The sequence below is a fragment of the Cypionkella sinensis genome (assembly GCF_042646385.1).
Lineage (GTDB): Bacteria > Pseudomonadota > Alphaproteobacteria > Rhodobacterales > Rhodobacteraceae > Cypionkella > Cypionkella sinensis.
The window spans coordinates 870569-882644 of the sequence record NZ_JBHRTO010000002.1 but is presented as its reverse complement, the minus strand read 5'-3'; the positions used below and the strand labels follow the sequence as shown (position 1 = coordinate 882644).

The 12076-nt window shown below is 62.0% G+C and carries 11 protein-coding genes; all 11 read left to right on the top strand.

Going from position 1 to position 12076, the window contains the following annotated elements:
- The first annotated feature begins 797 nt into the window (after positions 1-797).
- The 11 genes from ACFOGH_RS19425 to ACFOGH_RS19375 all read left to right on the top strand — a co-directional run bounded on the left by ACFOGH_RS19425 (position 798) and on the right by ACFOGH_RS19375 (position 12071).
- Positions 798-1358, top strand: coding sequence for an NAD(P)H-dependent oxidoreductase (locus ACFOGH_RS19425; RefSeq protein ID WP_380074831.1), 561 nt, complete (start codon positions 798-800; stop codon positions 1356-1358).
- Positions 1359-1377: 19 nt separating this feature from the next.
- The gene (sfnG, locus tag ACFOGH_RS19420; RefSeq protein WP_380074830.1) at positions 1378-2469 is read left to right on the top strand and encodes a dimethylsulfone monooxygenase SfnG; all 1092 of its coding nucleotides are present in this window, start codon (positions 1378-1380) and stop codon (positions 2467-2469) included.
- A 36-nt stretch (positions 2470-2505) separates the two neighbouring features.
- Entirely contained in the window at positions 2506-3351 is an 846-nt protein-coding gene (locus tag ACFOGH_RS19415; protein WP_380074829.1) for an ABC transporter ATP-binding protein, read from the top strand.
- Positions 3351-4247: a branched-chain amino acid ABC transporter permease gene (locus tag ACFOGH_RS19410; RefSeq protein WP_380074828.1), complete on the top strand. Its 897-nt coding sequence runs from the start codon at positions 3351-3353 to the stop codon at positions 4245-4247. Before ACFOGH_RS19415 ends, ACFOGH_RS19410 begins: the two co-directional genes overlap by 1 nt.
- Complete coding sequence (locus tag ACFOGH_RS19405; RefSeq protein WP_380074827.1) at positions 4247-5275, top strand: branched-chain amino acid ABC transporter permease; 1029 nt, start codon at positions 4247-4249, stop codon at positions 5273-5275. Before ACFOGH_RS19410 ends, ACFOGH_RS19405 begins: the two co-directional genes overlap by 1 nt.
- A 21-nt stretch (positions 5276-5296) precedes the next feature.
- The gene (locus ACFOGH_RS19400; protein ID WP_380074826.1) at positions 5297-6625 is read left to right on the top strand and encodes an ABC transporter substrate-binding protein; all 1329 of its coding nucleotides are present in this window, start codon (positions 5297-5299) and stop codon (positions 6623-6625) included.
- 52 nt (positions 6626-6677) lie between these two features.
- Positions 6678-7439, top strand: coding sequence for an ABC transporter ATP-binding protein (locus ACFOGH_RS19395; protein ID WP_380074825.1), 762 nt, complete (start codon positions 6678-6680; stop codon positions 7437-7439).
- 3 nt (positions 7440-7442) lie between these two features.
- Positions 7443-8678, top strand: a complete 1236-nt coding sequence (locus tag ACFOGH_RS19390) for an SfnB family sulfur acquisition oxidoreductase (protein ID WP_380074824.1) — start codon at positions 7443-7445, stop codon at positions 8676-8678.
- Between the two features lies 1 nt (position 8679).
- Positions 8680-9843 carry an FMNH2-dependent alkanesulfonate monooxygenase gene (gene ssuD, locus ACFOGH_RS19385; RefSeq protein WP_449249483.1) on the top strand — a complete coding sequence of 388 codons (1164 nt, stop codon included), beginning with the start codon at positions 8680-8682 and terminating at the stop codon, positions 9841-9843.
- The gene (locus ACFOGH_RS19380) at positions 9840-11252 is read left to right on the top strand and encodes an FAD/NAD(P)-binding protein (protein WP_380074823.1); all 1413 of its coding nucleotides are present in this window, start codon (positions 9840-9842) and stop codon (positions 11250-11252) included. Before ssuD ends, ACFOGH_RS19380 begins: the two co-directional genes overlap by 4 nt.
- Positions 11253-11438: 186 nt before the next feature.
- Positions 11439-12071 (top strand): helix-turn-helix domain-containing protein, encoded by a 633-nt coding sequence (locus ACFOGH_RS19375; protein WP_380074822.1) that lies wholly within the window; start codon positions 11439-11441, stop codon positions 12069-12071.
- Positions 12072-12076: the final 5 nt, after the last annotated feature.

Here is a 12076-nt window from a genome sequence, read left to right as displayed (position 1 = left end):
TGTCAATAATTTTGTCGACAATATTTTCAACAGAAGTGCCGTTGCCTAACGCATTGGCATACTGCAACAATTTTGCAGCCTAAGAAAACACCATGTTGTGGACTAGCCTGTATCTCTTAGTTTCAACTTACAAGAGATTCGACCAAACGGTCAGGTCATGCTCTATTAAGGTGTTGTGTCAGGTGCCGCTTGGTATCAGCCCGGCCTCTCTGGTTCAGTTTCCGCAATCTGATTTGCCGGTTGCTTGTCTGTGACCTCCTACCGCAGTCGGGTCAGCAGCGCCCTCTCCTGACTCAGAAGAAAGTTGCATGCGTACCCCTGGCTACGAGCATCGTTTGCCGCTGTGAACCTTACTCGTGCCGCGCTGGCGGTGACCCGTTTTTGCCGTTGTCGACACCCGGCCGCGCTCCATAGCGCCGGCCTTAAGGGGGTGGCGGCTGAAATGGGCACTGTCTTGACCAGCGCCATTACCATGCTCGCTGCCTATCCTGATCTTAGTGCTGCGCTTTGAGTAGGCATCTGGCCGATCTGGACCATTCTCAACACCATTCCTCAGTTGGCTATCGAAAGACACCGGGTCAATTGGAAGCTGCCTTTGCATAAAGCGCGATGCTGGACATCTCCTGAAACCCAGATTCCTGCCATCTCAGGACGAATCCTGTCCAAACAGCGCTTTGTAACTGTGTGGCATGGCTGCTGGGGATACTCCTTCCAAAGATGCAGTTTTCTTTAGAATTGCCCCGGACGCGGTCCCGCACTTAAAGTCTAGCAACTTTATCGTGTTTAGGAATCTGCTGATGTCCACGCTGAAATTGGTCGGATTGTCCGGCAACATCACCGTCCCCTCGAAAACAAGGGTCTTGGTGCAAACGGCCGTTGCTTTGGCTACCGATCGGCTTGGTGCAACCACCGAAATCTTTGAGATCAATGACTTCGGCGATCAGCTAGGCCGTGCGCGTCGCCTAAGTGACCTCGACACAAATGCTCAGGCACTTGTCGCCCGCATCCTTGACGCTGATGCGCTGGTGGTTGCGACGCCGATCTACAAGGCCAGCTATCCCGGCCTGTTCAAGCACCTGATCGACCTGCTTGACCCCGCCGCGCTGATCGGCAAGCCGATCCTGATCGCGGCCACGGGCGGCGGCGAGAAACACGCGCTGGCGGTCGAGCATCACTTGCGCCCGCTGTTTGCGTTCTTCGAGGCCCATGTGCTGCCCACCGCTGTCCATGTCTCGGACAAGGATTTCACCGATGGCGCGCTAACCGCCCCCGCCGCCCTGACCCGGCTGGAGCGTGCCGTCGCCCAGTTTGATCTGCATTTCCCACAAGCCCTGCGCCCCGCGCATGCGGCAGAATAACCCCGAAAAGGACGCCGACATGACCACTGATCCCGTCAAATTCGCCTATTGGGTGCCCAATGTTTCGGGTGGCCTGGTGATCTCGAACATCGAACAGCGCACCAGCTGGGACATCGACTATAACCGCAAGCTGGCGCAGATCGCCGAGGCCGCAGGCTTTGATTACGCGCTCAGCCAGATCCGGTTTACCGCAGGCTATGGCGCCGACAATCAGCACGAGCCCGTGGCCTTCAGCCATGCCTTGCTGGCCGCCACCGAAAAGCTGAAAGTCATCGCCGCCCTGCTGCCCGGCCCGTGGAACCCCGCCATCGCCGCCAAACAGATCGCCACCATCAGCCAACTGACCCAAGGCCGCATCGCCATCAACGTGGTGTCCGGCTGGTTCCGCGGCGAGTTCCACGCGATTGGCGAACCCTGGCTGGATCACGACGAACGCTACCGCCGCTCGGAAGAATTCATCCGCGCGCTGCGTGGCATCTGGGGGCAGGATGATTTCACCTTCAAGGGAGATTTCTACCGCTTCAACAACTACACCATGAAGCCCAAGCCCGCCGATCCACAGCCCGAGATTTTCCAAGGCGGCTCCAGCCGCGCCGCGCGCGATATGGCCGCGCGGGTGTCGGACTGGTATTTCACCAATGGCAACACACCCGAAGGGCTGGCGGCGCAGGTTGATGACATTCGCGGCAAGGCCGATGCCGAAGGCCGCCGCGTCAAGGTGGGCGTCAACGCCTTTGCCATCGCCCGCGAAACCGAGGCCGAGGCCCGCGCCGTGCTGGATGAAATCGTCGCCAAGGCCAACCCGGATGCCGTCAAGGGCTTCGCGCACGAGGTGAAGAACGCCGGCAAGGCCAGCCCCGAAGGCGAAGGCAACTGGGCGAAATCGACGTTTGAAGACCTTGTACAATACAACGACGGTTTCCGATCCAACCTGATCGGCACGCCCGAACAGATTGCCGAGCGGATCATCGCGCTGAAAGACGCCGGGGCCGATCTGATCCTGCTGGGCTTCCTGCACTTCCAGGAAGAAGTCGAATTCTTCGGCAAGCATGTGATCCCGCTGGTGCGCCAACTGGAAGCTGATCGCGCGCAAAAGGTGGCGGCCGAATAGGCCCCACCACCCCCAACCGCTTTGATGGAGACTGCCATGACCAGCGCTGTTCTGCGCCGGATTGCGCCTGCACGCGCAGTCCCTGACACCCTGCACACCGCCACCTTGCATCCGGCATATGCCTTGGCGCTCAGCCGGATCAACCTGTCATTCGGCAGGATTCATGCCCTGCGCGAGGTGTCGTTTCAGGTGGCCTTGGGCGAGATTCGCGCGGTGATCGGGCCGAATGGCGCGGGGAAATCCTCGGTGCTCAACGTCATCTCGGGGCTTTATCAGGCGGATAGCGGCAGTCTGGTGGTGGGAGAGCGGGTGTTTGACCATGTGCCGCCGCAGGCCCTTGCCGGGCTTGGCGTGGCACGCACCTTCCAGAACCTCGCGCTTTTCCCCAGCCTGTCGGTGGCCGCCAACATCGCCGCTGGCCTGACCTTTCAACGCCGGGTATGGGCGCTGGCGCAGGTGCTGCGCCTGCCCAATGCCCGCACCGAGAACCGCGCGATTGCCGATCAGGTCGCCGAAATCGCAGCCCGTCTGGATCTGACCCCGCATCTGGATCGCACCGTATCGACCCTGTCCTATGGTCTGCAAAAACGGGTCGAACTGGCCCGCGCTTTGGTCGCCCGCCCGAAACTGCTGCTGCTGGACGAGCCGATGGCTGGCATGACCGCCACCGAAAAGGCCGAGATGGCGGGCTATATCCGTGCCGCGCGCGACACCTCGGGGCTGTCGGTGATCCTGATTGAACATGACATCGGCGTCGTCATGGGCCTGTCCGATCGTGTGGCGGTGCTGGATCATGGCACCAAGATCGCCGACGGCACACCGGCCGAAGTGCAGCGCGACCCCGGCGTGATCCGCGCCTATCTGGGGCAAGAGGCCGCGTGATGGATTGGTTCGGCTTTCTGTTTCTGATCGAAGTCACCATCGGCGGCCTGCTGTCTGGCGTGATGTATGCCCTTGTGGCGATTGGCTTTGTGCTGATCTACAAAACCTCTGGCGTGCTCAATTTCGCCCAGGGCGCGATGGTGCTGTTCGCGGCGCTGACCTTTGTCAGCCTTGTCGAGGCAGGCGTGCCTTTCATCCTTGCCCTGCTGATCTCCGCCGCGATCATGGTGGTCTTGGGCTTTGCCATCGAGCGCACAGTCCTGCGCCCGCTTGCCAACCGATCCCCGATGACCCTGTTCATGGCCACCCTGGGTCTGTCCTATATCATCGAAGGGGCCGCGCAGATCATCTGGGGCACCGAAGTCCACCGCCTTGATCTGGGTATCTCGAACGCGCCATTTCAGGTGGCGGGCGTGTTCATCTCAACCTTCGATCTGGTCGCGGCGGCGATTGCGGCGGTTCTGGTCGCTGCCCTCACTGCCTTCTTCCGCTGGACCCGCACCGGCCTCGCCTTCCGCGCCGTGGCCGATGATCAGTTCGCCGCCTTGGCGGTCGGCCTGCGGCTGGACCGCACCTGGGCCACCGTCTGGGCTGCCGCTGGCATCGTCGCCCTCGTCGCAGGGCTATTGTGGGGCGCGCGCCTTGGCGTGCAATTCTCGCTGTCGCTGATCGTGCTGAAGGCGCTGCCGGTGCTGGTGCTGGGCGGGTTTGACTCAGTTCTGGGCGCGATTGTCGCAGGCCTTGCCATCGGTGCCACCGAAAAGCTGGCCGAAGTCTATCTCGGCCCCTTCGTCGGCGGCGGGATCGAGGGCTGGTTCGCCTATGTCGTGGCGCTGCTGGTGCTGCTGATCCGTCCCTCGGGCTTGTTTGGCCAGAAACTGGTGGAGCGGTTCTGATGTCTGCCGTTGTCGATACCCCGCTGCAAACGCTCAACTTCCTGCGGCATTGGCCCTTGGCTGCCCTGCTGCTGATCGCCTTCGTCGGCGTGCCCGCCTTCGCCCCGGTCTATGTGCTGGAGGCCATCCTGCTGCCGTTCCTCGCCCTTGCCTTGGCTGGCGTCGGGCTGAACCTGCTGACCGGCTACGGCGGGCAAGTGTCGCTTGGGTCGGCCGCGTTCATGGCGGTGGGGGCCTTTGCCGCCTATAACCTGCAACTTCGGTTGGGCCTGCCACTGCCCGCAACCATCCTGCTGGCCGCGCTGATCACAGCCGCCATCGGGCTGGTGTTCGGCCTGCCCAGCCTGCGCCTGCGCGGCTTCTACCTCGCTGTCTCCACCCTTGCCGCGCAGTTCTTCGTGCAATGGGCGCTGACCAAATTCGGCTGGTTCTCCAACGACAGCCCATCCGGCGTGATCTCGGCCCCCGGCCTCAGCCTGCTTGGCCACTCCCTCGACAGCACCACCGCGCGTTACCTGCTGTCTCTCAGCCTTGTCACCCTGATCACCCTCGGCGTCTGGGCCTTCACCCACGGCCCGCTCGGCAACGACCTCATCGCCATCCGCGATAACGAAACCGCCGCCCGCATCATCGGCGTGCCGGTACTGAAAACCAAACTTGTCGCCTTTGCTATCTCCTCTGCCATCATCGGCGTCGCGGGGTTTCTCTGGGCCTTCACCTACCTGCGCACCATCGAGCCTGCGGGCTTCGATCTCGACCGATCCTTTGACGTGCTGTTCATCATCATCATCGGCGGCCTCGCCACTCTGCGCGGAGCCTTCCTTGGTGCCGGGCTGATCGTGGTGTTCCCGCTGCTACTGTCGCGCCTCTCGGCCACAGCCTTTGGCGGCATAATCGATTCAGGGATGCTGGAACTGGTGCAGCGCATCATCCTCGGCACCCTCATCATCGCCTTCCTGATCGCCGAACCCAACGGGCTGGCGGCCATCCTCACCCGGCTGAAGCGCCGCTTCGCGCGCAGCCCCTGATCTTCAACCTACGGAGTTTCCATGTCTTTCCTGAAACGTATCACCACAGCGGCACTGACCGTGGCAAGCCTTGCCGCCACCAGCGCCGCGCAAGCGGATGAGCAATATTTCCCGCTGCAATCCTACCGCGTCGGCCCCTATGCCGCGGGCGGCACCGGGTTCTTCGGTGGATTTATCGACTACATGACCCTGATCAACACCCGCGACGGCGGCGTCAACGGCGTCAAGCTGGTTTGGGACGAATGCGAAACCGAATACGCGGTGGAAAAGGGTGTTGAATGCTATCAGCGCCAGAAAAGCCACGCTGACATTGCCGCTTGGAATCCGCTTTCCGTGGGCATCGCCTATGCGATGATTGATGGCGTCACCGCCGACAAAGCCCCGCTGATCACCGTCAATCATGGCCGCACCGACACCACCGACGGCCGGGTGTTCCCTTACGTTTTCCCGCTGCTGCTGAACCCCTATTCCGAAACCTCGGGCATCGTGAACTACATCGCCAGCAAGGAAGGCGGGCTGGAAAGCCTCAAGGGCAAGAAGATCGTCGTGCTGTATCACGGCTCGCCCTATGGCAAGGAAACCATCCCGATCTACGACCTGCTGGCCGAGAAATACGGCTTCACTGTTGTGCAGATCGAGGTGCCGCATCCGGGCAACGAACAGGGCGCGCAATGGCTGCAAATCCGCCGCGAGGCCCCCGATTATGTCGTGCTGCGCGGTTGGGGCGTGATGAACCCGGTGGCTTTGACCACGGCACAGCGCAACGGCTTCCCGGTCGATCACATCATCGGCAACGTCTGGTCGAACTCGGAAGAAGACGCGCTGCCCGCAGGCGATGCCGCGATCGGCTACACCGCGATCACCACCCAAGCCTCGGGCAACCAGTATCCGGTGCTGCAAGAGATCATCAAGTCCGTCTACGACGCGGGGCAGGGCAACCTGTCCGACAAATCGCGGATCGGCTCGGTGTATCATAACCTTGGCATTGTGAATGGAATCCTGAACGTCGAAGCCATTCGCATCGCGCAAGCCAAATTCGGCAACCGCACCCTGACCGGCGATGAAGTGCGCTGGGGCTTTGAGCATCTGCAACTGACCCCGGAGCGGGTGAAGGAACTGGGGGCCGAGAACCTGTTCCACTCGATCAACGTCACCTACGACAACCACGAAGGCGAAGGCTACGTCACCTTCCAACAGTGGGATGGCAAAAAGTGGAACGTGGTGTCCGACTGGATCGCCCCCGATTGGGCCCTGTTGCGCCCGATCATTACCAAATCGTCTGAGGCTTATGCGGCGGAAAAGGGGCTGCTGATCCGCAGCTCGGAAGATGCCGACAAGGTCACGCAATAAGCCAAACGGGTGGCCCTGCATCGGGGCCACCCCATCCAGACCGGAGGGTGCCATGTCGCAACCTATCCTTGAATTTGACCACGTCTACGCCGCCTACAACGGTGCCATCGCTGCCCTGCACGGCGTCAGCCTGACGGTGCCGAAGGGTGAGATTACGGCCCTGCTGGGCGCAAACGGCGCGGGCAAAACCACGCTGCTGAAGGCATCTTCTAACCTGCTGCCCGCCGAACGTGGTCAGATTACCGGCGGGCGTATTCGCTACAAGGGCCGCGATGTTACCGCCGACACTCCACACGCCCATATCCGCAATGGCCTTGTGCCGGTGCTGGAAGGTCGGCGCTGTTTCAAGACCCTAAGCATCGAGGAAAACCTGACCACCGGCGCGATTGGCCGAGGCCTTGACCGCGCCCAGATCGCCGAAGTTCTGGAACAGGTCTATGATCTGTTTCCCAAACTGAAACTGCGGCGCAATTCGCTCGCTGGCCTGACCTCGGGCGGCGAGCAGCAAATGGCCGCCATCGGGCGCGGTCTGATGGCACGCCCCGAAGTGTTCCTGCTGGACGAGCCTTCCATGGGCCTCGCCCCGCTGGTGGTCGCCGAAATCTTTGAAACCCTCGCCCGGCTGAATCGTGAAACTGGCCTGACGATCCTTGTGGCCGAGCAAAACTCTGCCATCGCACTCAAACACGCCCATCACGCCACGGTCATCGAAAATGGCCGCTCGGTGCTGAATGGCCCCGCATCCGACCTCGCCGCCCGCGCCGACATTCGCGCGCTTTACCTCGGCGGCACTCCTGAACCTGTAAGGATTTGAACCATGACCAAACATGAACCGCTGAAAACGCCTGTTCCCCCGGTTGCCCGCCCGATTGGCGATCCGCACATCATCCAATCCGACGCCGAAGCGATTGCCGTGGCGCACAAACTGGCCGCCGAGTTCGCCAAAGGCGCGTCCGACCGCGACCGCAACCGGATCTGGCCGCAGGAACAACTCGATGCCTTCTCGCAATCCGGGCTGTGGTCAATCAACGTGCCGAAAGAATACGGCGGCCCGGGGCTGTCCTATGTCACGCTGAACCGGGTGATCGCGATCATCTCGGAAGCTGACCCGTCCTTGGGCCAAGTGCCGCAGAACCATCTGGGTGTGGTCGCCGCGATCAACACGGTGTCTGACCCCGCACAAAAGGCGCTGCTGTTTGCCGAGGTTTTGCGCGGCACCCGCTTTGGCAATGCGTTCTCGGAATTTGGCAGCAAACGCGCCGTCGATTTTGAAACCAAGTTCACCGACGACGGCGATCATGTGCGCGTCACGGGCCGCAAGTTCTACTCCTCCGGCGCTTTGCTGGCACATCTGGTGCCGATTGTGGCTTTGGACGATGAAGGTCGCGCGTGGTACGCGATTGCGGATCGAGGGGCTGAGGGGCTGAGCGTGATCGACGATTGGTCCAGCTTTGGCCAGCGCACCACGCTTTCTGGCACGGTGATCCTCGACAATGTGAAGGTGCCGAAAACTCATCTGGTGCCGGGCTACAAAGGCTACGAATCCCCCTCGGCGGATGGTGCGATCTTCCAAGTGATCCAAGTTGCGGTTGATCTGGGCATCGCGCGGGCCGCCATCGCCGACACCAAGGATTTCGTGCTGCACCGCAGCCGAGCTTGGGTCGATTCTGGCCTCGATCACGCTGCCCAAGACCCCTACACCATTCAAGCGGTTGGAGACTTGAATCTGCGCGCCAATGCAGCGGCGGCCTTGCTGGATATTGCCAGCGCCGCAATTGACGTGGCCGTGGCAAACCCCACCGTCGAAACCGTAGCCCAAGCCCAGATTGCCACCGCCGAAGCCAAGGTGCTGTCCACCGAAATCGCCATCCTTGCCACCAACAAGCTGTTTGAACTGGCAGGCACGCGGTCGACCTTGGCCGAGCATAACCTTGATCGCCATTGGCGCAACGCCCGCACCCATACGCTGCACGACCCGGTGCGCTGGAAATACGCCATCCTTGGCAATTACTATCTGAATGGCGTCAACCCGCCCTTCCACGCGTGGAGCTGATATGACCATTCCAAATAAAATCAACGTCCTGTGGTTCATCCCCACCCACGGCGAAAGCCGCTATCTTGGTACATCCGAGGGTGGGCGTCCGGTCGATCTGGCCTACCTCACGCAAGTGGCTAAGGCCGCCGACAGCCTCGGCTTTTACGGCGCACTCTTGCCCACGGGCCGCAGTTGCGAGGATAGCTGGGTGGTGGCCTCGGCCCTCGCCACCCAGACCGAGCGCCTGAAATTCCTTGTCGCCGTCCGTCCCGGCCTGCAATCGCCGACCTTGGCCGCACGGATGACCGCCACGCTGGACCGCATTTCCAATGGGCGGTTGCTGATCAACATCGTCACAGGCGGCGATCCGGCAGAAAACCGGGGTGACGGCATCAACCTGCCGCACAGCGAACGCTACGAAATCACGGATGAATTTCTCGGCATCTACCGCGCCCTGCTGCGGGGTGAAACGGTGGAGCATACTGGCAAGCATTTCCAAATCTCGGATGGCCGCCTGATTTATCCGCCAGTGCAAAAGCCTTATCCGCCGCTGTATTTTGGCGGCTCGTCGGATGAGGGCTTCAAGGTTGGTGCCAAACACATCGACAAATACCTGACATGGGGCGAACCCCCCGCACAGGTGGCGGAAAAGATTGCGGTGATGCGGCGCCATGCCGATGCCGAGGGACGCGAGGTGTCGTTCGGCATCCGCCTGCATGTGATCGTGCGCGATACCAATGCCGAGGCTTGGGCGGCGGCGGACAAGCTGATCAGCAAGCTGGACGATCACACCATTGCCGAGGCGCAAGAGGTGTTCGCGCGGATGGATTCGGTTGGCCAAGCCCGGATGACCGCCCTGCATGGCGGGCGGCGGGATAAGTTGGAGATCAGCCCGAACCTGTGGGCGGGGGTCGGTCTTGTGCGCGGCGGTGCGGGCACGGCTTTGGTGGGCGATGCCGATACCGTGGCGGAGCGCATCGACGAATACCGTCGCATCGGGGTGGATAGCTTTATCTTCTCGGGCTATCCGCATCTGGAAGAAGCCTATAGCTTTGGCGAGTTGGTGCTGCCGAAATTGCCGCTTGCGCATCCGATCCCGCGCCGCGATCTGGTGGTCAATACCGGGCCGTTCGGCGAAACCATCGCCGGAGATCACAAACCAAAGCTACAGGCGGCACAATGACCAAACCTTACGCCAAAGCACCGCTGACCGTCGCCATCATCGGCGGCGGTTTGTCCGGGGCTGCGGTGGCCTATCATCTGGCAAACCTGACCGATGCCGACATTGTGGTCATCGAGCCGCGCGCTGATCTCGGGCGCGGGGTGGCCTATGCCACACCCGACCCCGACCACCGCCTGAACGTGCCCGATCACAAGATGACCCTGCGCTCGGATCGCCCCGACGACTTCCGCGCTTGGCTGCATCAGGCCGATGCGCCCAGCTTGCCCGCCAATTCAGCGCGGCTGTCAGGCGAAATCTATGCTCCCCGTGCGGTGTTTGGCGCATATGTCGCAGCACAGCTTCAGCCCTTGCAAAAGCAGGGCCGCTTGCGCCATGTGCAGGCGCGCGTGATCACGGTCAGCCGCCCGGATCGCTACCGCTTGGGGTTGTCGGATGGCGGTCAGGTCACAGCCGACATCGTGGTGCTGGCGGCAAGCCACCCCAATGCAGGCCTGCCGCGCGAATTGGCAAGCCTTGCCGGCGATCCCGCCCTGATCACCGATCCCTTTGCCCCCGGCGCGCTGGCAGAGGTGGCCGAGGATGCCCGCGTGCTGATCGTCGGCAATGGGCTGACCTCGGCCGATATCGTCGCGTCGCTCTACCTGCGTGGCCATCGCGGCCAGATCACCGCCTTGTCACGCCACGGGCTGCGCTCGCAACCGCACGGCCCCAACCAGCCCGAAACCAAAGCCGATTTCGCCAAATCCCCACCGCGCACCGCCTTGGCGCTTCTGCGCCGCACACGCGCCGCCGTCGCCCAAGATCACGCCTTGGGCCTGACATGGCACGCGGTGTTTGACCGTTTGCGCGCGCAAGGCCCCGTGATCTGGGCCGCCCTGCCAGAACCCGAGCGGCGGCGCTTCCTGCGCCATCTGCGCGCGCTGTGGGATGTGCACCGCTTTCGCATCGCCCCGCAAACCTATGACGCCAACCAGCAGATGCAGCGTCAGGGGCGGCTCGTCAGCCTCGCCGCCCGGATTGTCACTGCCACACCCGGCAGCCCGATCAAATTGGGCTTGCAGGCCCGCCACAATGGCACCCGCTTCACCATCGCGGTGGATCGGGTGATCTTGGCCACCGGCCCGGCGCATGGCAGCGTCATTGCCGCGAATCCCGCGCTTTCCGATCTGGCCGCGCTGGGTCTGTTGCAACCGGATCCGCTCGGCCTCGGGTTGCTGACGGCACCAAACGGCCAAGCCGTGCCTGTGTCAGGCGCACCCGACGGTAGCCTGTTGGTCGCAGGCCCGCTTGCCCGCGCCGCGGTGGGCGAACTGATGGGCGTGCCCGAAGTGATCACTTGGGCCGAGCATATCGCGCGCGAAGCCGCCAGACAGATCAATGCACGCCAGGGTTTGGTGGCGGCGCAGTAGCGTCACACGAACGAGTTTGCCCTAAACTGCGACGGCCAAGATAAATGCTCAAACGGCATGCCGTTGAACTCTCAACCAAAGATATCCCCATTCTTGCCGACACTGGCATAAGAACCGAATCATTGAAATTGTGTTCGCTATTACTTAACACTTGTGAAGTAACATTGGCTTCACGCGAGATCCAGATTGACCCGATCGGTTCCCACGCTCCCTGTTCCGGACGATGCTGACCCCACCCGGCTGGTGGCGGAGCGCCTGCAGCGTCTGCGCAAGGCCAACGGGATTTCACTGCGCAAACTGGCCGAGGCGACAGGCACTTCGGCGAGCTTTCTCAGCCAGTTGGAGCGTGGTTTGTCAGGCGCCAGCACTTCGACCCTGATCCGCATTGCCAACTGCTTTGGCACCAGCATTTCGGAGCTTTTTTCCGGTGTCGAAACCGGCCAGAACCCGGTGCTGCGCCGCGCGCAACGGCCAGCCCTGCCGGTGATGAACGGCCAGCGCAAGATGCTGCTGTCGCGCCGTCCGCTCACCCATTTTGAAACCTATATCGCCGAATTCGAGGTCGGCGGCTCCTCGGGTGACGAACTTTACACCCATGGCGACTCGCACGAGATGATCCTGGTCATGCGCGGTCAGGTCCGGCTCGATCTTGGCACTGACAGTCATGACCTCGATGAAGGCGACAGCGTTGAATACGCCACTTCGGTGCCACATCGGGTGGTCAACATCGGCAATGGCCCGGCCGAGGTGCTGTTCATGATCTCGCCACCCACTTCAACGGCCAGATACCTCGATGATTTCCGCCAAAAGGGCGATTGAAGCCC

Bases quoted from the DNA above. Each gene is read 5' to 3' on its own strand.
- ACFOGH_RS19425 (WP_380074831.1), top strand. From the start codon at position 798: ATGTCCACGCTGAAATTGGTCGGATTGTCCGGCAACATCACCGTCCCC.
- sfnG (WP_380074830.1), top strand. From the start codon at position 1,378: ATGACCACTGATCCCGTCAAATTCGCCTATTGGGTGCCCAATGTTTCG.
- ACFOGH_RS19415 (WP_380074829.1), top strand. From the start codon at position 2,506: ATGACCAGCGCTGTTCTGCGCCGGATTGCGCCTGCACGCGCAGTCCCT.
- ACFOGH_RS19410 (WP_380074828.1), top strand. From the start codon at position 3,351: ATGGATTGGTTCGGCTTTCTGTTTCTGATCGAAGTCACCATCGGCGGC.
- ACFOGH_RS19405 (WP_380074827.1), top strand. From the start codon at position 4,247: ATGTCTGCCGTTGTCGATACCCCGCTGCAAACGCTCAACTTCCTGCGG.
- ACFOGH_RS19400 (WP_380074826.1), top strand. From the start codon at position 5,297: ATGTCTTTCCTGAAACGTATCACCACAGCGGCACTGACCGTGGCAAGC.
- ACFOGH_RS19395 (WP_380074825.1), top strand. From the start codon at position 6,678: ATGTCGCAACCTATCCTTGAATTTGACCACGTCTACGCCGCCTACAAC.
- ACFOGH_RS19390 (WP_380074824.1), top strand. From the start codon at position 7,443: ATGACCAAACATGAACCGCTGAAAACGCCTGTTCCCCCGGTTGCCCGC.
- ssuD (WP_449249483.1), top strand. From the start codon at position 8,680: ATGACCATTCCAAATAAAATCAACGTCCTGTGGTTCATCCCCACCCAC.
- ACFOGH_RS19380 (WP_380074823.1), top strand. From the start codon at position 9,840: ATGACCAAACCTTACGCCAAAGCACCGCTGACCGTCGCCATCATCGGC.